The organism is Nocardia sp. NPDC004722 (assembly GCF_053601505.1).
Genome location: NZ_JBSGBY010000079.1, coordinates 1 through 19,699, shown reverse-complemented (window position 1 = coordinate 19,699; position 19,699 = coordinate 1). Strand labels below are relative to the sequence as shown.

Below are 19,699 nucleotides of genomic sequence, written 5' to 3'. Positions count from 1 at the left end.
GTTCGGTGGGGGTGACGCCGGTGCGGAGGAGGTCTACGAGGAGGGCTGTGGGGTAGCGGGTGCCTTCGATGATGGGTTCGCCTCGGCAGACGGCGGGGTCGAGGGTGATGCGGTGGAGGTAGGCCATGCGGGTGAGCGTAGGGGTGGGAGGTAATCGAACTCTGAGGTAGCTGTGACCTGGGTATGTGGGTTCACGGGGTGGTCGGTCGGTGTGCGGGGAGAAGGCGGTGGCAGAGTCGGGGGTATGGACGACATCGTGCTGTACGGGGCCGACTGGTGTGGGGACTGCCGGCGGGCGAAGGTGTGGTTGCGGGAGAACGGGGTGGGGTTCACCGAGGTCGATGTGGAGCAGGATGAGGCGGCTCGGGAGCGGGCGGTCGAGATCGCGGGTGGGCGCAAGAACATTCCGGTGATCGTGTTGCCGGATGGGACGGTGCTCGTCGAGCCGACGAACGCGCAACTCGCGGCGGCGCTCGGACGCTGAGGGCGACTTACACCCGGACCGAGACCCGCCCGCGGTTCTCGCGGGCGAACAGGCCGGGTGATTGGCCCTTCCAAGCGCGGAAGGCGGAAGTGAACGCCGAGACACTGCCGTAGCCCAGTCGGATTGCGGCCTGTTCCACCGTCATTCCGGCCACGAGCAGTTCCTCGGCGAGCAGACCGACGGTCTCCGTGGAGAGTTCGCGGAAGGTGGTGCCTTCGTCGGAGAGGCGGCGGCGCAAAGTTCGCACGCTCAGGTCCAATTCGGCCGCTATGCGTGATTGGTCCGCTATGCCGCCTCGCGAAATCAGAAGTTGGCGCACCTGGCCGCTGATGCCCTGGCGGCGCTTGCGGCGCTGCATGAGCTCGGCGCACTGCTGCTCGTAGAAGCGCGCGGTGGCCGTATTCGCCTGCGGCAGTGGCAAATACTGAATACTGGACGGTCCGGTGACGACCGAGCGCGGAGCGTTGAACACGACCTCTTCCACCCCGAGCATGGCCCCGAACATCTCGTATACCGGATGCGGTGAGAACGCCACCGCGACCCGGGTGATGGGCGGCCGCATGGGCATCACATCCTGCTGAATCGTCCAGATGGCCGCCACATCCCGCTCCACCGCGAACCGCCTGACCTCCGGCGGGACCGCACTGTCGTCGCGCACGATGGACACGTCGTCGCCGGTGATGACCAGGTGGTGGCGCGCGACGGTGAAGGACAGATCGGCGTAGCGCAGCGCCAGATCCACCGCGTCGCGCACGGTCGAACAGCTCATCAGCGCGAAGCCGAGCACGCCGAGACTCGGTGGGTGACACAGCAATCCGGCCATAAGCCCCATTCCGGGCTCATCACCGACCCCGGCCACCACATTGCGCATCAGGGACAACTCCTGTGCGAGGGTGATCTCCGCGGTGGAATCCAGCAGATCCCGATCCCGAATCCCGGTGTGGCGCAGCAGATCGGGCATGGCGAGCCCGCGCGCGACCGCGAACTCCACGAGGAGTGCCGCGCTGGTGATGGAGCGCAGTTGAGCCTGACCGTCCGTCACATCGAAATGGTCGCAAACTTTCAGCGTGCCATGGGGCGGAACGAGCGGGGAAGTTGCTGAAAGCGGCCGAAATTCGATTGTTTCTGACCCAGGACGCGCTGGAGGCGTAACGTCTTCAGGCATACGGTGAATATCTAGCTAACCAACTGAATAACTAGCTGACTACAACCGATAGACATGGAGAAGGTGAGCCAATGGCCGCCTGGCAAGTGTTCACGGCAACTCTAGCAACGCTCGTGATCATGACGATTGCCATCATGAGTCTGCACCATCCACACCAGGACCCGGACAGACTTTCCGTGGAGCGAATCCGCGAGCGAATCAACAACGAGCACAACACATTGACCCTGGCGCGCAGCGACCCGTCCCAATGGTCGCACCTCGCACCGGATCACCCCCTGGGTCTCCAGGAAGCCCATCGCACCATGCAGCAGCACCGCCGCTGCGCGGTCGCCGAATGTGCCCGCAAGGGCGCGGCATTCCGGGCTCTCATCGATGCCGGCCGGATCAAGCCGACCCGCATGCCACCCGCCCTGCAGTAGCCGTGGCGGCCGTCAGAGTCCCGTCAGATACTCGGGCGGGACCGCGGCCACCAGCCAGACCCCGTTGGTGCTGACCCGGAACACGTGCCCGTCGCGGTGCATCGCCGCGGCATCCACGGTCAGCACCACGGGTTTTCCACGACGCGACCCCACCTTGACGGCGGTGTCGAGATCCGCCGACAGGTGGACGTCGTGGCGGCGCATGGGCTTCAGGCCCTCGGTGAAAATCCCGGGCAGGACCGCGGCAACGGTGCCGTGGTAGAGCAGATCCGGCGGCGTGCTCGCCCCGTATTCCAGGTCAACGTCGACACTGTGTCCCTGACTCGCCCTGATCCGGGTGCCCGCGGCATCGAACTCGAAGCGGCGCTTGTTGTTCCGCGCCACCACCTCGTCGAGTTCGGCCCGTGAGACGCTACGCCCGTGCCCGGCGAGGGCCGACAGCAGCGCGTCGACGTCCACCCAGCCCGCCGAATCCAGCACGAGGCCGATCTCCTCGGGCGCGTGGCGCAGATGCCTCGACAGTCGCTTCGAGGTCTTGACCAATTGTTTCTCTTCCATGCGCGCGAGTGAACCAGTCGCGCAGCCGGATTCGAAGCGATTTTCGCCTCAGCCACGCTGACGGTCGTCGACCAGCCCGCGAACCAGTAAGGCGTACAACAGGATCACGGTGAAGGGCGCGAGAATCGGCACCCAGCTCAATCCGGCGGGCAGCGCGGTGGCCGCGCCCGCCGCGACGGTGAACACCAGCGCGCCCGCCACCGAGGGCACGGTGGTCGGCACCACGCCCACCGGCGCGGAGACCGTGGCCGTGTTCAGCAGATAGGTGGTCGCCACCAGTCCGATACCGCCCGCGACCAGCGCGCCGGTGCCGATATAGGCCACCGCGCCCATGGCCGCCAGCACGGCCAGCACCGCGCACACTCGCCACCGCCAGCCCGCCACCACCGCGACGCCCACGGGTATCGCCGCCCACGGCAGCACGATGGCGACCGCCGCGGTCAGCAGCAGTCCGGACAGCACCGCCAGGAATCGGGTCATCGGCGCACCCGCACCGTGCGGCGGTGTTCGGGGATCAGTCGCATCACCTGGTCGAGTCGGGTGTCCTCGGGCCACGGCACGATATCGACGCCGACGGTGCCCATATCGCGATACATCGAGGTGCGCTCCAACTGCCACATGCGGGCCAGGGTCGAGTCCAGGTCGCCGTGGAAGGGCGGCCCGCGCAGCACGTCGACCACCACCACGACGTGGCCACGTTTGCGCAGATCGATGAGGGCCAGGGCGAATTGGGTGTCGAGCAGGGTGGAGAAGGCCACGATCACCGCGCCGATCGGGACCGCGGAGTGCGGGGCCAGCGTGCCCTCGGTGAGCAGGTGCTCGTCACCGACCTCGAGCACGGTGTCCACGATGCGATAGAACTGGCGGCGTCCGATATCGGGGCGCAGCCAGCGCGGCGCGCGCCCCAGGCAGACCACGGCCGTGCGGTCACCGGCCTGCAGCGCGGACTGCGCCACCTGCGCCGCGCCGCGCACCGACAGCTCCAGCGAGTCCGAGGCCGGTCCGGGCGCCTGTAGCGAAGTGTCCACCAGCACAACCACATCCGCGGCCCGGTTGGTGAACCGCTCGGTCACGAACAGCTGCCCGCGCCGCGCGCTCACCGGCCAGTTCACGGTGCGCAGCTGATCGCCGGGCGTATACGCGCGGATATCGGCGTATTCGACGCCGGGCCCGGCCCGCCGCGTCAGATGAGTACCCATGCGCTCGGGAAGTTCGGTGCGCGGCAACCGCATTCGCTGCGGGTCGGTGATCGGGTAGATGTACAGCTCCCCGGCGGGCAGCCGCACCGAGGCCACCGCCAGCCCGGCCGGGCTCAAGGCGCTGACCCGCATCGGCACCGGGTAGCGCCCCCAGCGTGGCGCGGACAGCGCCAGCCGCAGGCCGGCGGGCGCGGCCCCGGAGTCCACCGTCTCCTCGACGTGGACCTCCATGCTCTTCATCGGTTCCGGGTGCAGGCGCAGCAGGGCGTGACCGCTGTCCACGAAGGCGGCCGCGGTCAGCACCACCTCCTCGGTCTCGAAGCAGCGCAGCACCCCGGCCCCGTCGACCTGAATCTTGGTGCGGGACTGCTGCAACGGCGCGGTCGCGAGCACGCCGATCATGGGCGCGGCGAACACCACCAGCTGCCATTTGCCCAGCACCAGCGCCAGCACCAGGGCGGACGCGGACACCGCGGCCAGCATGAACACCAAGGGCGCGGGCCGCCAGCGCAATTCGGCCTCGACCGTGGTACTCGTGTCGCGATGCTTCATCCGGACCTCAGGACTGGGTGGCGCGCGGCACCGGCAGGCGGCGCAGCAGTTCGGCGATGACGTCCTCGCCGCGGATGCGGCGCACCCACATCTCCGGACGCAGCGTGATGCGGTGGGCCATGGCGGGAATGGCCAGGGCCTTGACGTCCTCGGGAACCACGAAGTCGCGATTGTTGAGCAGCGCGCGGGCGCGGGCCATCTGGACCAGGTCGAGTTCGGCGCGCGGGCTGGCCCCGACCTCCACCTGCGGGTGGCCGCGGGTGGCGGCGGCGAGGGAGACGACATAGCCGACCACATCGGGATGGACGGTCACGTATTCCACGGATTGCCGCATCTCCAGCAGTCCGTCGGCATCCACCACCTGGGCGATCTGGGCCGGTTGCGATCCGCGTTCGAGACGGCGACGGATCATGTTCATCTCGTCGTTCTCCGACAGGTAGCCCAGCCGCAGCTGCATGGCGAAGCGGTCGAGCTGGGCCTCCGGCAGCGGGTAGGTGCCCTCGTACTCGATCGGGTTGTCGGTGGCGAAGACGATGAAAGGCTGTGGCAGCGGGAAGGTCTCACCGTCGATCGACACCTGCCCCTCGGCCATGGCCTCGAGCAGCGCGGCCTGGGTCTTGGGCGGGGTGCGGTTGACCTCGTCGGCCAGCAGCATATTGGTGAACACCGGGCCGCGCCGGAAACTGAAACGGCCCGAATGCATGTCGTAGATGGTGGAGCCGATCAGGTCGGCGGGCAACAGATCCGGGGTGAACTGCACGCGGGTGAAGTTCAGCCCGAGCGCCGAGGCGAAGGACCGCGCGATGAGGGTCTTGCCCAGGCCGGGCAGATCCTCGATCAGGATGTGGCCGCCGGACAGCACCGCGATCATGATCAGCTGCATTTCGTCCCGCTTGCCGACCACGACCCGGGCTACTTCGCGCAGCACGGCGTCGGTGCGCTTGATGGTCACGTCCATCGGTGATGTCATCGCATGTCTCGCATCTCATCTCACATGTTCTGTAGCCGACGGAGGATTTCGTCGAGGGCCTCGCGTCCGGGTGCGCGATTGGCTTGATCGCGCAGCGCCGAATTGGCCGGGTCCACCCAGCGCCACAGTTCGGGGCCGAACTGCAGCTGTCCCGCCACCTCCAGCGCGCGCCGGTTCTTGGCCATCCGGTGCCCGCTGGTCAGCTCGAATTCCTTGGCCAGCAAGGGGCGCAGATGCCGATCCCAGTCGGCGCGCGAACCCTCGGACCGTTCGGCCAGCATCGTGGCGCGCGCCTGCCAGCGGCGCAGCATGTCGACCGGGCCGTTGTCGATGTCGTCGTCGTCCGGATCGGCCGGGGCCGCCCGGCGCGACCGCTCCACCAGCGACCACAGCAGCAGCCCGAGCCCGCCAGCCACCGGGATGGCCGACAGGGCCAGCAGCGCCTCGCGCTGATCGCCGAAGGCGGACATCTCGACGACGACGCTCAGTATCAGCGCGCCGACCACGATCGCGATCCGGTTCATACCGCCTGCCCTTGCAGATCAGCCAAGACGATGCGCAGCAGCTGCTCGGCCCGCATGCGCTGCCACTCCAGCATGGAGTGCGGACTGAACCGGGCCTCCTCGAACAGCGAGACCAGTTCCCGCGCCGAGGCGTCGTGCAGGAAGCCGCGGTCGAAGGCGCGCGCCAGCACCTCCGACGGGGTGTCCGAGGCCAGCGGCGCCACCTCCCGGGCCGTCGCCAGGCCGCGTTCCATGGCGACATAGCAGGCGATGATGGCGGTGCGCGGATCCTGACCGGGCGCGATCATGGCCGCCAGGCCCATCTCCGCCACCTTGGCCAGCGATACCGCCTCGGTGGAGGCGGGCTGCGGCAACAGGGTGCGTTGCAGGTCGGGCTTACGCCCGGAACCCACTGCCACCACGACCAATCCGGCCAGCGCGACCAGCACCAGCACGCCGGCCGCGATGCCCACGAGCAGCAGGCTGGTGCCCTGCAGCGAGGGACCGGGCAGCGTATCCGGTTGGTTGGCAACGGTTTCCACCGGTGAGGTGGACCCGGTCGGCTCGGCCGTGGGTAACGTGCCGACCTCGCTCTGCCGCTTCGGTGTCACCAGATACACGGAGAACACCGCGGTAGCGATCAGCGCGAGGGCCGCGACGGCGACCAGCACCGGCAGCCAGATCCGCCGCAATCCCGTACCGCGCACGGCATTCTCGCGGTCGGGCTCGGGCATGGCCAGCGGCAGCCGGTGCTGACTGTTGATCACACCGGCCACCAGGATCACCATCGACACCAGCAGCAGCACCGGCATCAGCGCCAGCGATACCGCCGAGGACGGATGCGGTGCGGAGGGTCCGCCGGTCCCCGGAAGGTATCCGCGCAGTGCGACGACAGCCAGCATCACGAGCCCGATCACTGCGATCGTGCGCGCTGCCACCGTCCCCACCCCAGTCACGAACACTCCTAACCAGAGTCCAGCAGAAAACAGGCACATAGTTACATGCCAAGCGGTCCGTCAGGACCGAAATGGGGCAACCCGGGATCACATACCCGAAGCACATAAATCGCCAACCGGCGCGGCGATCATCAGGCCCACCGAAAACCCAGGTCACACAACCCAAGTCATCCCACGACCGGTGACGCGACAGCAACCCCACTTATCACCATCCGCGCACGATCCGGGCGTACCGACGCGAACGCCGCGCCACCGAGGTTCGGCGGTGCGGCGTTCGATCACAGGGTTCGGCGGCGGTCAGGCGGTGCGGCGGACCCGTGCGCGAAGGCGGGTCAGCGGGGAGGGCTGGGGCAGCGATCGGGCTTGGTCGGCGACCGTATCGCGGACGGCGACAGCGGGAGTGGAGTAGCTCGCTCCGGCGGGTGCGCCGACGCGTCCGGCGGCGGTGCGGGGTTCCACCAGGCGGCCCAGGGCGCGGAAGTCCCAGCCCGCGGCGAGCCACGGTTCCGGGTCGAGGGTGTTGCGGGCGTCGATGAGGACGCGGCCGCGCGCGACCGTGCGCAGGAAAACCGGGTCCAGCTCACGGAATTCGCGCCACTCGGTCAGGTGCAGCACCACGTCCGCCTCGTGCAGGGCGGCGGCGGGTGTGGCGGCGAAGACCAGTTGCGGCGCCACCGCCCGCGCGGTGTTCGTCGCGGCCGGGTCGAACACGGTCACGTCGACGCCCGCCGCGTGCAGCCGCCGCGCCACGTCGAGGGCGGGCGAGTCGCGCACATCGTCGGAGAGCGGTTTGAAGGCCGCACCCAGGATTCCGACCCGGCCGGTGCCGGAATCGCCGAGCAGTGCCAGCGTCTCGCGCACCACCCGCTCGCGGCGGCGCAGGTTCACCGCGTCGATATCGCGCAGGAAGTCCACGGACTCACCGACCCCGAGTTCGGTGGCGCGGGCGATCAGGGCGCGCACGTCCTTGGGCAGACAGCCGCCGCCGTAGCCGAGGCCCGCGCCCAGGAACTTGTGCCCGATGCGGTCGTCGTGCCCGAGCGCCTCGGCCAGCAGCGTCACGTCCGCGCCGGTGATCTCGCACAGCTCGGCCATGGCATTGATGAACGAGATCTTGGTCGCCAGAAAGGCGTTCGCCGAGACCTTGATCAGCTCGGCGGTGGGCAGATTGGTGATCACGACCGGAGAGCCCGCGGCGATCGGCGTCGAATACACCTGCCGCAGCGCCCATTCCGCGTCCGGAGTGGTCACGCCGAACACCAGCCGGTTGGGGTGCAGGGTGTCGAACACCGCGTGCCCCTCGCGCAGGAATTCCGGGTTCCAGGCCAGATCGACCGAAATCCCTTCCGGCGCCAGCTCGGCGATGCGCGCGGTCAGCGCCTCCGCGGTGCCCACCGGAACCGTGGACTTGCCGACGATCAGGCAGTTGCGGGTCAGATGCGGCACCAGGCCGTCCAGCGCGGAGTACAGCTGCGACAGGTCCGCCGCCCCGTTGACGCCCGAAGGCGTTCCGACGCAAAGGAAGTGCACGTCGGCGAACTCGGCCGCCTCGACCAGTGAGGTGCCGAAGCGCAGCCGACCGCCCGCGACGTGCCCGGCCAGCAGTTCCGGCAGTCCGGGCTCGTGGAAGGGCACCTGCCCGACCGACAGTGCGGCCGCCTTGGCCGCGTTGTTGTCCACACCCAGGACCTCGAAGCCGAGTTCGGCCATGCCCGCGGCGTGGGTGGCGCCCAGATAACCGGTGCCGATGACGGAGATGCGGAGCATCAGGATGCCTCCTTGGTGGCCGGGACCTCGCCGTGGACCTCGTTCGGCCGCAGGCGTTCCGCGATCACCTCGCGGTAGTGACGGATGAGCAGGTCGTTGACCGCGGACCAGGACCGGTCGCGCACGCTGCGCACCGCGGTGGCCGCGGTCTGCTCGCGCAGCGCCGGATCCTCGACGAGCCGGCGCACGAACTCGGTCATGGCCTCGGCGTCACCGGGCGGGTAGAGGAAACCCGCACCGGGAGAGACGACATCGATGGGACCGCCCGATTTGGGGGCGACCACCGGCACCCCGGAGGCGAGTGCCTCCTGGGCGGCCTGGCAATAGGTTTCGTGGCGGCCGGTGTGCACGAAGACATCCAGCGAGGCATAGACGGCCCCGAGCTCCTCACCGTGCAGCACGCCGAGGAAGTTCGCTTCCGGCAACAGCTTTCGCAGCCGCTTCTCCTCGGGGCCGCCGCCCACGATGATCAGCTTCACGTCCGGCACCGAGCGCAGGTGGGCGAGCAGCTCGAGCTCCTTCTCCGGTGCGAGCCGTCCGATGTAGCCGACCAGCTTCTCGCCGTTGGGGGCCAGCCGCTTCCGCAGTTCCTCGGAGCGGCGGAAGGGCCCGAACTGCTGCAGGTCGACGCCGCGCGGCCAGCGTCCCAGCCCCGGAATGCCCATCAGCTCCAGCTGACGCAGGCTGGCGGTGGAGGGTGCGAGGGTGCGATCCACGCGCAGGTGGATGCGCCGGGTCAGCGCGGTCATGGCGCGTACGCCGCCGGGCAGGTCGTAGCGCAGCGCGAAACCCACCAGATCGGTCTGATAGATGGCGACGGTCGGCACCCCGAGTTCGTTCGCGACCTTGGCCGCCTGGTAGCCGAGCGTCGCAGGGGAGGCGATGTGCACGACATCCGGCTGGAATTCGCGGATGATCTTGCGCAGTCGCCGCCGAGTCTCCAGGCCGATCCGGAAGTCCCGATAGAAGGGCAACCGGGCCCCGCGCACGACGTGGACGCGGAAGCCCGCGTATTTCTCGGGCCCGGTCGGCGCGACCAGGGTGGCCTCGTGACCCTTGGCGGCCAGGTGATCCAGCACCCGCCTGACGGAGTTGGTGACGCCGTTGACCTGGGGAAGAAAGGACTCGGCGACAACCAACACCCGCAGGCGGGCACTGTTCCGGATGTGGGGGCTGCTCTGTAAGCTCGGGTTCCGCGGCGCGGAATCCCTTGCCTGCTCGCGGATTCGCATCGTTCCCCTCCGGTTCGGTGCTGCTCCTGACGCCACGGTAGGAAGCGGCCCGCAACGCAAGACCCCCTCCGCGTTGACGGGACGTGAACCGTGCCTGTCGATCAAGTCGGCCAGTTCACCGGGGCGTCGCCGAACGGCTAACGAGCCTCGAGGTTTACCGGTTGCCGCAGCTCGCCGAGCCTGCTGAGGGTGCGATAGAGATCGGGAACCCGCTTGATCTCACCGCCCACTTCGGTCAGCGGGACCTCCGCGAACAGCGACAGTTCGAGGTCGGCGTCGTAGAGCACGTCGACCAGGTTCACGAACCGCATCACCCAGTCCGGCGGGACGGTGCGCATCGGCGGGACCCCGCACACCACCCATCGCCCGATCCCCCGGCTCAGTGCCAGGTAGTCGGCAGCCGACACCGGGATGCCGCACAGTTCCGCGAAATCGACCGTCAGTTCACCGTTCTCCAAGGCCCGCGCGCGCAGCTGCCGGTGCGCGATCGGCACCTCCACCGTCCCGATCACCGCGCACGATCCGACCACGTAGTGCCCTGCCGCGAATCCGGTGCGTCGGCCGCTCAGCGAGCGGTAATCGGTCGGCCCGTTGACCGACAGCACGTCGAGGTGCTGGAGAATGCGCTCGATGGTCGGTTCGAACATGGCGTGCATCAGCGGGTTCGGCAGCAGCCCCTGCGGCGGGTAGTTCGAGGTCACCACGAGCGTGATGCGCCGGGCGAAGAGGTGGTCCAGCAGCCTGGCTACCAATCGTGCGTCGCCCGAGTCGTGCACGTGGAATTCGTCGAAGCAGAGCAGGTCGATGCCGTTCAACAGCGCGTCCGCCGAGGCGTCGATGGTCCCGTACTCGTTGATGCCCGCGTTCAACCGCGCGAAGAACTCGTGGAAGTGGTAGCGCCGCTTGCGCTCCGAGGGCACCGCGTCGAGGAAGCGGTTCATCAGCATGGTCTTGCCGCGCCCGGGACCGCCGTAGAGGTACAGCCCGCGCGGCTCTTTCCGCCCGAAGCGAGGGGGACGGCGCTTGCCGATCCGTGCCGCGATGGCGGCCAGCCGGTCCGCGGCGATCCGCTGATCCGGATCGAGCACGATCTGGGGAGTTTCCATCACACCCTCCTTCAGCCTCTACCGCTGTAGAGCCTCCTCTATAGTTGTAGAGGATCAGGCGGACACGGAGGACCGAAGGTGACCACACCGACAATCGACCGGCGCACGATGATCGTGGACAGCGCCATCGATCTGATTGCCGCCCAAGGACTTCGAGCCCTCACCCACCGTGCGCTGGATGTCGCGCTGGAGCTGCCCGCCGGGTCGACGTCCTATTACTTCCGCACCAAACGGGCGTTGATCGAGGCCATCGTGGACCGCATCGCGACCCGCTCCCGCACCGACTTCGCGGGGCGGCCACCGGCCATGGATCAGCTCGACCCCGACCGGCTGGCGCAGGGCATCGCAGGCTGGCTGGATCGCCTACTGGCGCAACGCCGCAACCACCTGATCGCCCGGCACGCCCTCATCCTCGAGCTGCTCGGCGACCCCGAGCTGCACGCGAAACTCGCGGGCTGCCTGTTCTCACACCAGCACGCCACGGCCTTGTTCGAAACCTTGGGCGCGACCGAACCGACCACCGCCGCAGCCGATTTCATCGCGGTCATCGAGGGTCTGGTCTTCGACCGCTTCGCCGGTGCCCGCACCGCACTCGCACCGGGCACCGCGAAGAGCGCGGCGCAGCTGACGGCGGTGCTGGCCGTCCAGCTGCGCGCCGCTAGTCGCCAGTACGGATTCGAATGTCCCAGAAGCGCATATTCGGCCACGGCGGATTCTTGACCACGGCGTAGGTGCCCAGGGTGGCCGCGATCAGCCCGGTGATCACACCGATCGTCGCGATGCGGGAGGCATCCACCGCCGCTTCCCACTTGACCTCGCCCTCACGCACCACGAACACCCCCACCGGCCGCGCGCCACGCCAGGGGCTCACCGCCGCGACGGTGATGATCGCGGTCCCGTCGGGCGTCTGGTGCGGCTCCCCGTACACCAGCGTGCCCCCCAGTGCCGGAAGCTCGTTCAACCGTTCCCGCAAGGTCATGACGACCCCTTCCCCACAGACGAATGCGTCCCCAATCTACGCCGCCGCGTCACGGCTCCGCCGAATCTCGCTCAGCCACATCCCATCCGGAATAAGTGGACACCATGACCGGTTATCCGGACATGATTCCTGGCAACAAGATCGGCATCGTCTTCGGCAGTCTCACCCCGCCCGAGCAGCTCGCAGCGGGTGCGGCCCTGGCCGAACGGCTCGGCCTCGGCGAGCTCTGGTTCTCCGAGGACTGTTTCTTCACCGGCGGACTCTCCGGACTGACTCAGCTGCTGGCGGCCACCCGGGCGATTCCCGCCGGGCTCGGCCTGGCCAGCATCGCGACCCGGCATCCAGCCGTGCTGGCCATGGAACTCGCGGGCCTGGCCCGCAGTTATCCGGGCCGGGTCCGGGCGGGCATCGGATTGGGCAATCGAGGCTGGCTCGAGCAGATGGGAGTACTGCCGCGGCGTCCGCTGACCGCGCTCGGCGAGACCGCGGACGTGCTGCGGGAACTGCTGTCCGGCACGCCCGTGGACCGCGACACGAGGATCCATGCCTTCTCCGGCATCCAGCTGAGCTTCCCGCCCGGCATACCGCCGGAACTGTGGGTCGGCGCGGTCAACGAGCGCGGCCTGCGCCTGGCGGGCGAAAAGGCCGACGGCATCCTGCTTTCCGTCCTGGCCGGGCCCGCCTACGTGCGCTGGGTGCGCGGGCTGGTCCCCCGGCACACTCCGGTGACCGCCTTCGTCCTCACCGCCATCGACGATGACGAGCAGGCGGCGCGCGCAGCCGTCCGGGGTGCCGTAGGGATGTTCCTCCAGGCCGAATCGGAGTCGGCCTTGGTGGGAAAGTCGCCTTACGCCAAGGAGATCCGCGCCGCGGTGGCCGGACTCGGCCCCACGGAGACGCTCGCGGTGGACGATGCCTGGATCGGCGAGTTCGCCGTGGCCGGAACCCCCGGCCAGGTCCGCGCCCACCTGCGCGCGCTGCTCGAGGCGGGCGCGAATTCCCTGGGCCTGTGGCTCTTCCCGCCCGACCGCCTGGAGGCTCAGCTCGTCCGTTTGGCCTCGGAGGTGCTCGATTCCAGCAGTGCGTCCAGCTTCCGATCGGTGCCGGTCCCCGGCGCGGGGGTGTAGGCGATGAGCGCCCGCACCCCGGGTTCGCCGGGGATGTCGAGCAGTTCGTAATCCAGCTGCAGCTCCCCGGCGGTCGGGTGGTGCACGACGTAGCGGCCGTACTGGAAGTCGCTGACCTCGTGGGTCTCCCAGTACTCCCGGAACTCGGGGCTGCGGGCGTTCATGTCGCGCAGGATGGCCCGCAACTCCGGGTCGTCGGGCCGGTGGCTGGCCTGCAACCGCATGTCGGCGGCGATGTGCCCGGCCACCAGCCCCACATCGGAAGTGACCGCTCGGATGTGCGGGTCGAAGAAGATGAGATGCATCCAGGTGCGTTCGCGCTCCGGCAGTTCCGCGAAGTCGACGCCGAAGACCGAGACCGCGGCGGCGTTCCAGCCGAGGATGTCGGTGTGATGCCCGACGATGTAGGCGGGCGCGCGGGTCATGGCGTCGAGCAGCTGCTGCAATCCCGGTCGCAGCGGCTTGCCCGCCCGCGACAGCGAGCGCGGCGGCCGGGCCAGATTGTCGAGGTGCCGCCGCTCGTCCTCGCTCAGCATCAGAGCGGTGGCGATGGCGTCGACGATGCCCTGCGAAACCGCTTCCGCGCGACCCTGTTCCAGCCGGACGTAGTATTCGACGCTCACCCCGGCGAGATGGGCGACCTCCTCGCGCCGCAGCCCCGGCACCCGTCGCCGTCCCCATACCGGGAGGCCGAGGTCCTCGGGCCGCAATCGCGACCGGCGCGACCGAAGAAACTCGCCCATTTCAGACCTGTTGGACACCAGGTCGATTCTATGGAAACCATCCGGTTTCGACGCGAAAGGCCCGGACGAATCACAGGGATCGTCCGAGCCTCCGCACAGTATTCAGTTGGTGGTGAGCACCAGACCCGAGGTCGGGACGCCGGTTCCGGCGGTGACCACGATGTTCTCCAGGCCCTGCACCTGATTCACGGAGGTCCCGCGGATCTGGCGCACGCCCTCGGCGATCCCGTTCATGCCGTGGATGTACGCCTCGCCGAGCTGGCCGCCGTGGGTGTTGAGCGGCAGGCGGCCGCCGATCTCGATCGCGCCGTCGGCGATGAAGTCCTTCGCCTCGCCGCGCCCACAGAAGCCGAGTTCCTCGAGCTGCATGAGCACGAACGGGGTGAAGTGGTCGTAGAGGATGCCCGCCTGCATGTCCTCCGGCCGCAGCCCGGACTGCGCCCACAGTTGGTCACCGACCAGCTTCATTTCCGGCAGCCCGGTCATACCGTCGCGGTAGTAGCTGGTCATGACGTACTGATCCGCGCCGGAACCCTGTGCGGCGCCGGCGATCAGCGCGGCCTTGTTGGGCAGATCCTTGGCCCGCTCGGCCGAGGTGATCACGATGGCCACGCCGCCGTCGGTCTCCTGGCAGCAGTCGAGCAGGTGCAGCGGCTCCGCGATCCAGCGCGAGGCCTGATGCTCCTCGAGGGTGATCGGCTTGCCGTAGAAGTGCGCCGCCGGATTCACCGCCGCGTGCTTGCGATCGGCGACCGCCACGCGCCCGAAATCCGCACTGCGCGCGCCGTAGACGTGCATGTAGCGCCGCGCCACCATGGCCACCTGCGCGGCCGGGGTGCCCAGGCCGTGGGTGTAGGAGAACGCGTTGTCCACGCCCGAGGAGCTCGGGTTGCCGGTCGCGAGATGAGTCGCGAACTGGCCGAAACGATTTCCGGACCGCTCGTTGAAGGCGCGGTACGCGACGACGACATCCGCGATCCCGGTCGCCACCGCCATGGCGGCGTGCTGCACGGTCGCGGCGGCCGCGCCACCGCCGAAGGGGATGTTGCTGAAGAACTTCAGGGACGGGATACCGGTGGCGCGCGCCACGGCGGCCTGGGTGTTGGTGTCCATGGTGAAGGTCGTCAGGCCGTCCACGTCGGCGGGCGTGAGACCCGCGTCGGCGAGCGCGGCGGTGACCGCCTCGGCGGCCAGGCGCAGTTCGCTGCGACCGGAATCCTTGGAGAAGTCGGTCGCGCCGATGCCGACGATGGCGGCCTTGCGGCTCAGCTCGGTCACTTCGACTCCTCCAGGGCGATAACGGCTTTCGCCGAGATGTGGTCGCCGAGCGAGTCCTTGCCGACCACATCGACGGTGATGTCGCCGCCCTCGACGGCCGAGACGGTGCCGGACAGGGTGAGGGTGTCACCCGCGTACAGCGGCACGCCCAGGCGCAGCGCGATGGACTTGACGCGGGCTGTCGGCCCCGCCCAATCCGTCACGAACCGCTGCACCAGACCGGTGTCGGTGAGGATATTGACGAAGATGTCCTTGGATCCGCGCGCCACCGCCTTGTCGCGGTCGTGGTGCACGTCCTGGAAGTCGCGGGTCGCCAGCGCCGTGGACACGATGAACGTGGTGTCGGCGTGAATCACCAACTCCGGCAGCGTGGTTCCGACCTTCACGTCGGAGAGTTCGACTGTCGTCATCGCACAGCCTTCCAATAGGGCACGGTGTTGTCGTCGTCGAGCTTCAGGAACCCGGCCTCGACCGGCAGTCCGACCTCGACCTCGGACGGGTCGATACCGGTCAGCTCACCGAGCATGCGCACGCCCTCTTCGAGCTCGACCAGGGCGATCACATACGGCAGCTGCCGCCCCGGCACGCGCGGCGCGTGATGCACCACGAAGCTGAACACGGTGCCCTTGCCCGAGGCCACGACATAGTCGCTCTGCTCGGAGTGGTCCTTCCACAGCGCCGGAACCGGCGGATGCTGCAACGTGCCGTCGGGCCGCTGCTGGATGCGCAGCTCGCCGAGTTTCACGCCGTCCCAGAAGAACTCGGTATCCTTGGAGACGGTCGGCCGCACGCGCTTGACCAGATCCTCGGCCGAGACCTCGCCGGACTCCTTGGGCGCGGCCGTCTTTCCGGTGCCCGGAACGAACTTCAGCATCCGGAACTTCATCTCGGTGACCAGCTCGTCACCCACGTACCAGTTGGTGAGGTAGGTGGTGAACCAGCCGTCGCCGAGCCCGGTCTTCTTGGGCCCCACGATGTCACCGATGCTGGTGCGCACGGTGACCTGCTCGCCGAGCTGCAGGTAGCGGTGGTAGACCTGCTCGCAGTTGGTCGCCACCACCGAGGTGAACCCGGCCGCGTCGAACAGCTCGTTGGTCCGCGTCATGGGGTCGTCCTCGGCGCGAATACCGCCGAGCCCCAGCATGGTCCACACCTGCGCCATGGCGGGCGGGGCCACGATGCCGGGATGCCCGGCCGCCTTGGCCGCGTCCTCGTCCACATAGATCGGGTTGGCGTCGCCGATCGCCTCGACCCAGTTGTTGATCATGGGCTGATTGATCGGGTCCCGCCCCGCGCGCGGCGCGGACTCACCGTCGGCCTTGATCTTCTCCAGGCCCGCGCGGATCTCGTCGGCCGTGAAACTCTTTGTCACGCTGGTCTCTTCCTATCGCGGGACGCGGGGCAGCCGCAGGCCCATCTGGGCGATCAGCTCGCGCATGACTTCATTGACGCCGCCACCGAAGGTCACCACCAGGTTCTGCTTGGTGCGCTTGTCCAGCCACACCAGCAGCTCCGCGGTGGCCGGATCGGCGGGATCGCCGAAGCGGCCCACGATCTCCTCGGCCAGGCGACCCGCCTGCTGCAGCGCCTCGGTGGAGTACACCTTGGTCGCCGAGGCGTCGGCGATCACGTCGCGCGGATCGGCGTCGGGGCGTTCCATATTGGAGGCCACCTGCCAGTTGAGCAGTTCGTTCAACCGCGTCATGGCGTGCAGGCGACCCAGCGAACGGCGCACATCGGCCTCGCCCAGCACACCCTGCCGCTGCGCCCATTCGCGCACCCGCTCGTAGAGCTGCTCGATCTTGCCGGACGGACCCAGGCTCACTCGCTCGTGATTGAGCTGGGTGGTGATCAGCTTCCAGCCGCCGTTCTCCTCGCCGACCATCATGCTCGCGGGCACGCGGACATTGTCGAAGTAGGTGGCGTTGGTGTGGTGCGCGCCGTCGGCGGTGATGATCGGCGTCCAGGAGTAGCCCGGATCCTTGGTGTCCACGATCAGAATGGTGATGGCCTTGTGCCGCGCCTCCACCGGACCCGTGCGCACCGCCAGCCAGACGTAGTCGGCCTCGTGCGCGCCGGTGGTGAAGATCTTCTGTCCGTTGACGATCCAGTCGCCGTTGGCGTCGCGCACCGCGGAGGTGCGCAGCGCCGCCAGGTCGGTGCCGGCGTCCGGCTCCGAGTATCCGATGGCGAAATGCACGTCGCCGGTGAGGATTCCGGGCAGGAACTTCCGCTTCTGCTCCTCGGTGCCGTACGACTGCAGGGCCGGGCCCACCGTCAGCAGCGTCACCAGGGGCACCGGCACATCGGCCCGCACCGCCTCGTTGTAGAAGATCTGCTGCTCCAGCGGCCCGAAACCCTGCCCGCCGTACTCCTTGGGCCAGCCGACACCGAGCTTGCCGTCCGCGCCCATCCGCTTGACCACGGCACGGTAGGCGTCACCGTGCCGGTTCGTCAGCATCGCGGCTTCCTCTTCGGGAGTCACGAGAGTGGCGAAATACGAACGCAATTCGTCGCGCAGCCGCCGCTGTTCCGCGGTCAGTTCGATGTGCATCTGGCTCCCAATCGGTCCAGCCGAAACGATTCGCCGCCGAGCCAGCGGGCGATGTCCTTGGCCTGTGAGTAGTAGCGGTGCAGCGGATGGGTGATATCCACGCCGAGACCGCCGTGCAGGTGGTGGCACTTCTGCATGGCCGCGGGCAGCTCGGAGGCCACCGCGAAGGCCAGCACGTCGAGATCGTCGTCGACGCGCTCGGTGTCGATCTCGTCCTGGGCCAGCGCCCAGGCGACCGAGCAAGCGGCCACGTGCAGGGTCCGCGAGACCACGTAGACGTCCGCGATCTGCTGTGCGACAGCCTGGAATTCGGCCAGCGGGCGACCGAACTGCTCGCGGGTGCGCACATGCTCGGCGGTCAGCTTCACCACGCCGTTGAGCAGACCGTCCGCGACCGCGCCGATGCTCGCCAGCGCGTAGCGGTGCAGTTCGGCCAGACCGCCCGGGAGCAGCTGTTCGGCCGGGATCTCGACCTGGTCGAGCTGGAGCGAGAACTCCGGCACGCCATCGGAAGTCGGGTTCTGGGTGCGGGTGATGCCCGCGGCGTCACCGGCGATCACGGCGATGCCGTTGTCGGTGGGCACCAGGATCCAGGCCGCGGTATCGGCGTAGGGCACCGACACCTTGTGGCCGCTGACCCGCACCGTGGTGCCGTCGGTGACCGCGGTGGTCTCCGGCTTCACGGTGAACGGCGAGCCGGTCTCGTGCAGCGCGGCGGTCAGCACCGCACCCTCGCCCACTGCGGGGAACAGCCTCTCCGCCAAGGCATCCGGCACGCCGATCGCTTTGAGCGGCAGCACGCCGAAGCCCAGCGTGGTGAGCGCGGGCACCTGCGCGGCGTCGGTGGCCAGCTCGGTGAGCATGGCCGAGACCTCGAGCAGGCCCATATCGTCGCCGCCGAATTTCTCCGGTAGCGGCACGGCCAGCAGTCCACTGTCCGAAATGATCGGCCAGAGCGCGATATCGCGCGCGCTTTCGCGTTCCAGCAAACTTACGACAACCTCGGCGACAGCGTCCTGGCTCTCGTCCCTGGTGAAGTCCAATTCAATGCTCCCGGTAGAGGTGTGGGCTAGCCGTGCGACTCGCGTGGCAGCCCGAGGATCCGTTCACCGGCGACGGTCAACAGAATCTGCTCGGTCCCGCCCGCAATCGACAAACAGCGTGTGAGCAGGAATTCTTTCACCACATCGGTTTCGAGAGCGCCCGCCGCACCGGACAATTCGACGGCGAATTCGGCCACCGCCTGCCGGTGTCTCACACCGACCAGTTTGCGAACGCTACTTTGCGCGGCGGGGTCCCCGCCGGTCAGCAGCTTCTGCGCCGCACGGGCTTCCAGCAAAGTTCCAGCAACAGATTCTGAAATGAGCGCGCCCAAACGGTCCGCGACCACTTCCGCACCCGGCCCGGAGGTCGGCGCGGCGGCCACCATCGCCTCCAGCTCATCGCCGATTCCCTTGCCGCCCATGGCGACTCGCTCGGCGGTCAGCGTGGAGCGGGCGATCTTCCAGCCATTGCCCAGTTCGCCGACCAAGCATTCGTCCGGAACGAACACGTCATCGAAGAACACCTCGTTGAAGCGCGCCTCACCGGTGATCTCCACCAGCGGCCGGATGTCCAGCCCGGCGCTCTTCATATCGACCAGGAAGTAGCTGATGCCCTTGTGCTTGGGCGCGGTCGCGTCGGTGCGCGCCAGGCAGATGCCCCAGGTGGCCTTGTCCGCCAACGAGGTCCACACCTTCTGGCCGTTGAGCTTCCAGCCGCCCTCGACCCGCACGGCCGTGGTGCGCAGCGACGCCAGATCCGAACCCGCGCCCGGCTCCGAGAACAACTGGCACCAGATGACCTCGCCGGTCAGCGTCGGCATGGCGTAGCGCTCGATCTGCTCGGGCGTGCCCCACTGCAACAGCGTCGGGATCGCCCAGTTGGCGATCACGATGTCCGGCAATGTGATTCCGGCCTTGCGGATCTGATCCTCGAGCTGGGTGCGCAGGATCGGACCGGCGCCGCGACCGTAGGGCGCGGGCCAGTGCGAGGCCAGCAGCCCGGCCTCGGCCAGCGCCAGGCGCTGCTCGTCCTGCGGCAACGCCGCGATCTTGGCCAGGTCGGC

The 19,699-nt window shown here is 68.5% G+C and carries 23 protein-coding genes; 4 read left to right on the top strand and 19 right to left on the bottom strand.

The features are described from left to right. Window positions 1-127, bottom strand: a 127-nt coding sequence (locus ACWELQ_RS11120) for a DUF433 domain-containing protein (RefSeq protein ID WP_452396879.1), incomplete at its 3' end; no start/stop codon positions are given. Between the two features lie 117 nt (window positions 128-244). Between ACWELQ_RS11120 and ACWELQ_RS11115 the strand changes: the two genes are divergently transcribed. Then, window positions 245-484, top strand: a complete 240-nt coding sequence (locus ACWELQ_RS11115; RefSeq protein WP_452396877.1) for a glutaredoxin family protein — start codon at window positions 245-247, stop codon at window positions 482-484. A gap of 7 nt (window positions 485-491) precedes the next feature. Here the strand turns inward: ACWELQ_RS11115 and ACWELQ_RS11110 are convergent, their stop codons facing one another. Then, complete coding sequence (locus tag ACWELQ_RS11110) at window positions 492-1,526, bottom strand: AraC family transcriptional regulator ligand-binding domain-containing protein (RefSeq protein WP_452396876.1); 1,035 nt, start codon at window positions 1,524-1,526, stop codon at window positions 492-494. 194 nt (window positions 1,527-1,720) lie between these two features. On the opposite strand from ACWELQ_RS11110, the gene ACWELQ_RS11105 reads away from it, so the two are divergent. After that, window positions 1,721-2,068 (top strand): hypothetical protein, encoded by a 348-nt coding sequence (locus ACWELQ_RS11105; RefSeq protein ID WP_379354539.1) that lies wholly within the window; start codon window positions 1,721-1,723, stop codon window positions 2,066-2,068. 12 nt (window positions 2,069-2,080) lie between these two features. Here ACWELQ_RS11105 and ACWELQ_RS11100 read toward each other — a convergent pair whose 3' ends face one another. From ACWELQ_RS11100 to zapE, 9 genes are all read right to left on the bottom strand, one after another. Further along, a complete protein-coding gene (locus ACWELQ_RS11100; RefSeq protein ID WP_452396875.1) occupies window positions 2,081-2,626 on the bottom strand; it encodes an RNA 2'-phosphotransferase in 546 nt (181 codons plus the stop codon). 48 nt (window positions 2,627-2,674) lie between these two features. Continuing rightward, complete coding sequence (locus ACWELQ_RS11095; RefSeq protein ID WP_452396874.1) at window positions 2,675-3,106, bottom strand: hypothetical protein; 432 nt, start codon at window positions 3,104-3,106, stop codon at window positions 2,675-2,677. Further along, on the bottom strand, window positions 3,103-4,377 hold the full coding sequence (locus ACWELQ_RS11090; RefSeq protein WP_452396873.1) for a DUF58 domain-containing protein: 1,275 nt from the start codon (window positions 4,375-4,377) through the stop codon (window positions 3,103-3,105). The genes ACWELQ_RS11095 and ACWELQ_RS11090 overlap by 4 nt, the downstream gene beginning before the upstream one ends. 7 nt (window positions 4,378-4,384) lie before the next feature. Beyond that, a complete protein-coding gene (locus ACWELQ_RS11085) occupies window positions 4,385-5,347 on the bottom strand; it encodes an AAA family ATPase (protein ID WP_452396872.1) in 963 nt (320 codons plus the stop codon). 20 nt (window positions 5,348-5,367) lie between these two features. Continuing rightward, entirely contained in the window at window positions 5,368-5,871 is a 504-nt protein-coding gene (locus ACWELQ_RS11080; protein ID WP_452396871.1) for a hypothetical protein, read from the bottom strand. Beyond that, window positions 5,868-6,806: a DUF4129 domain-containing protein gene (locus tag ACWELQ_RS11075; protein ID WP_452396870.1), complete on the bottom strand. Its 939-nt coding sequence runs from the start codon at window positions 6,804-6,806 to the stop codon at window positions 5,868-5,870. Before ACWELQ_RS11075 ends, ACWELQ_RS11080 begins: the two co-directional genes overlap by 4 nt. Window positions 6,807-7,103: 297 nt before the next feature. Further along, the gene (locus tag ACWELQ_RS11070) at window positions 7,104-8,573 is read right to left on the bottom strand and encodes a UDP-glucose dehydrogenase family protein (protein WP_452396869.1); all 1,470 of its coding nucleotides are present in this window, start codon (window positions 8,571-8,573) and stop codon (window positions 7,104-7,106) included. After that, complete coding sequence (locus tag ACWELQ_RS11065) at window positions 8,573-9,721, bottom strand: glycosyltransferase family 4 protein (RefSeq protein ID WP_452396878.1); 1,149 nt, start codon at window positions 9,719-9,721, stop codon at window positions 8,573-8,575. Before ACWELQ_RS11065 ends, ACWELQ_RS11070 begins: the two co-directional genes overlap by 1 nt. Before the next feature lie 221 nt (window positions 9,722-9,942). Continuing rightward, on the bottom strand, window positions 9,943-10,911 hold the full coding sequence (gene zapE / locus ACWELQ_RS11060) for a cell division protein ZapE (protein WP_452396868.1): 969 nt from the start codon (window positions 10,909-10,911) through the stop codon (window positions 9,943-9,945). A 78-nt stretch (window positions 10,912-10,989) separates the two neighbouring features. Between zapE and ACWELQ_RS11055 the strand changes: the two genes are divergently transcribed. Then, the gene (locus ACWELQ_RS11055; RefSeq protein WP_452396867.1) at window positions 10,990-11,631 is read left to right on the top strand and encodes a TetR/AcrR family transcriptional regulator; all 642 of its coding nucleotides are present in this window, start codon (window positions 10,990-10,992) and stop codon (window positions 11,629-11,631) included. On the opposite strand, the gene ACWELQ_RS11050 is transcribed toward ACWELQ_RS11055, so the two are convergent. Beyond that, on the bottom strand, window positions 11,570-11,890 hold the full coding sequence (locus ACWELQ_RS11050; protein ID WP_452396866.1) for a hypothetical protein: 321 nt from the start codon (window positions 11,888-11,890) through the stop codon (window positions 11,570-11,572). The genes ACWELQ_RS11055 and ACWELQ_RS11050 overlap by 62 nt on opposite strands. Before the next feature lie 104 nt (window positions 11,891-11,994). Here ACWELQ_RS11050 and ACWELQ_RS11045 point away from each other — a divergent pair, with 104 nt between their 5' ends. Then, window positions 11,995-13,017 carry an LLM class flavin-dependent oxidoreductase gene (locus ACWELQ_RS11045; protein ID WP_452396865.1) on the top strand — a complete coding sequence of 341 codons (1,023 nt, stop codon included), beginning with the start codon at window positions 11,995-11,997 and terminating at the stop codon, window positions 13,015-13,017. Here the strand turns inward: ACWELQ_RS11045 and ACWELQ_RS11040 are convergent. From ACWELQ_RS11040 to ACWELQ_RS11010, 7 genes are all read right to left on the bottom strand, one after another. Next, entirely contained in the window at window positions 12,930-13,778 is an 849-nt protein-coding gene (locus ACWELQ_RS11040) for a helix-turn-helix transcriptional regulator (RefSeq protein ID WP_452396864.1), read from the bottom strand. The two genes, ACWELQ_RS11045 and ACWELQ_RS11040, sit on opposite strands and share 88 nt — an antisense overlap. Window positions 13,779-13,862: 84 nt before the next feature. Next, entirely contained in the window at window positions 13,863-15,038 is a 1,176-nt protein-coding gene (locus tag ACWELQ_RS11035) for a lipid-transfer protein (RefSeq protein WP_452396863.1), read from the bottom strand. After that, window positions 15,035-15,448, bottom strand: coding sequence for a MaoC family dehydratase (locus ACWELQ_RS11030; protein WP_452396862.1), 414 nt, complete (start codon window positions 15,446-15,448; stop codon window positions 15,035-15,037). The genes ACWELQ_RS11035 and ACWELQ_RS11030 overlap by 4 nt, the downstream gene beginning before the upstream one ends. After that, complete coding sequence (locus ACWELQ_RS11025; RefSeq protein WP_452396861.1) at window positions 15,445-16,410, bottom strand: bifunctional MaoC family dehydratase N-terminal/OB-fold nucleic acid binding domain-containing protein; 966 nt, start codon at window positions 16,408-16,410, stop codon at window positions 15,445-15,447. Before ACWELQ_RS11025 ends, ACWELQ_RS11030 begins: the two co-directional genes overlap by 4 nt. Before the next feature lie 12 nt (window positions 16,411-16,422). Continuing rightward, window positions 16,423-17,592: an acyl-CoA dehydrogenase family protein gene (locus ACWELQ_RS11020; RefSeq protein ID WP_452396860.1), complete on the bottom strand. Its 1,170-nt coding sequence runs from the start codon at window positions 17,590-17,592 to the stop codon at window positions 16,423-16,425. Further along, window positions 17,577-18,635 carry an acyl-CoA dehydrogenase family protein gene (locus ACWELQ_RS11015; RefSeq protein ID WP_452396859.1) on the bottom strand — a complete coding sequence of 353 codons (1,059 nt, stop codon included), beginning with the start codon at window positions 18,633-18,635 and terminating at the stop codon, window positions 17,577-17,579. Before ACWELQ_RS11015 ends, ACWELQ_RS11020 begins: the two co-directional genes overlap by 16 nt. Window positions 18,636-18,661: 26 nt before the next feature. Then, on the bottom strand, window positions 18,662-19,699 hold a 1,038-nt coding region (locus tag ACWELQ_RS11010; protein WP_452396858.1), incomplete at its 5' end, for an acyl-CoA dehydrogenase family protein.

Coding starts and splice junctions, on each gene's coding strand:
- ACWELQ_RS11115 (WP_452396877.1), top strand. CDS start 245: ATGGACGACATCGTGCTGTACGGGGCCGACTGGTGTGGGGACTGCCGG.
- ACWELQ_RS11105 (WP_379354539.1), top strand. CDS start 1,721: ATGGCCGCCTGGCAAGTGTTCACGGCAACTCTAGCAACGCTCGTGATC.
- ACWELQ_RS11100 (WP_452396875.1), bottom strand. CDS start 2,626: ATGGAAGAGAAACAATTGGTCAAGACCTCGAAGCGACTGTCGAGGCAT.
- ACWELQ_RS11095 (WP_452396874.1), bottom strand. CDS start 3,106: ATGACCCGATTCCTGGCGGTGCTGTCCGGACTGCTGCTGACCGCGGCG.
- ACWELQ_RS11090 (WP_452396873.1), bottom strand. CDS start 4,377: ATGAAGCATCGCGACACGAGTACCACGGTCGAGGCCGAATTGCGCTGG.
- ACWELQ_RS11085 (WP_452396872.1), bottom strand. CDS start 5,347: ATGACATCACCGATGGACGTGACCATCAAGCGCACCGACGCCGTGCTG.
- ACWELQ_RS11080 (WP_452396871.1), bottom strand. CDS start 5,871: ATGAACCGGATCGCGATCGTGGTCGGCGCGCTGATACTGAGCGTCGTC.
- ACWELQ_RS11070 (WP_452396869.1), bottom strand. CDS start 8,573: ATGCTCCGCATCTCCGTCATCGGCACCGGTTATCTGGGCGCCACCCAC.
- zapE (WP_452396868.1), bottom strand. CDS start 10,911: ATGGAAACTCCCCAGATCGTGCTCGATCCGGATCAGCGGATCGCCGCG.
- ACWELQ_RS11050 (WP_452396866.1), bottom strand. CDS start 11,890: ATGACCTTGCGGGAACGGTTGAACGAGCTTCCGGCACTGGGGGGCACG.
- ACWELQ_RS11045 (WP_452396865.1), top strand. CDS start 11,995: ATGACCGGTTATCCGGACATGATTCCTGGCAACAAGATCGGCATCGTC.
- ACWELQ_RS11030 (WP_452396862.1), bottom strand. CDS start 15,448: ATGACGACAGTCGAACTCTCCGACGTGAAGGTCGGAACCACGCTGCCG.
- ACWELQ_RS11020 (WP_452396860.1), bottom strand. CDS start 17,592: ATGCACATCGAACTGACCGCGGAACAGCGGCGGCTGCGCGACGAATTG.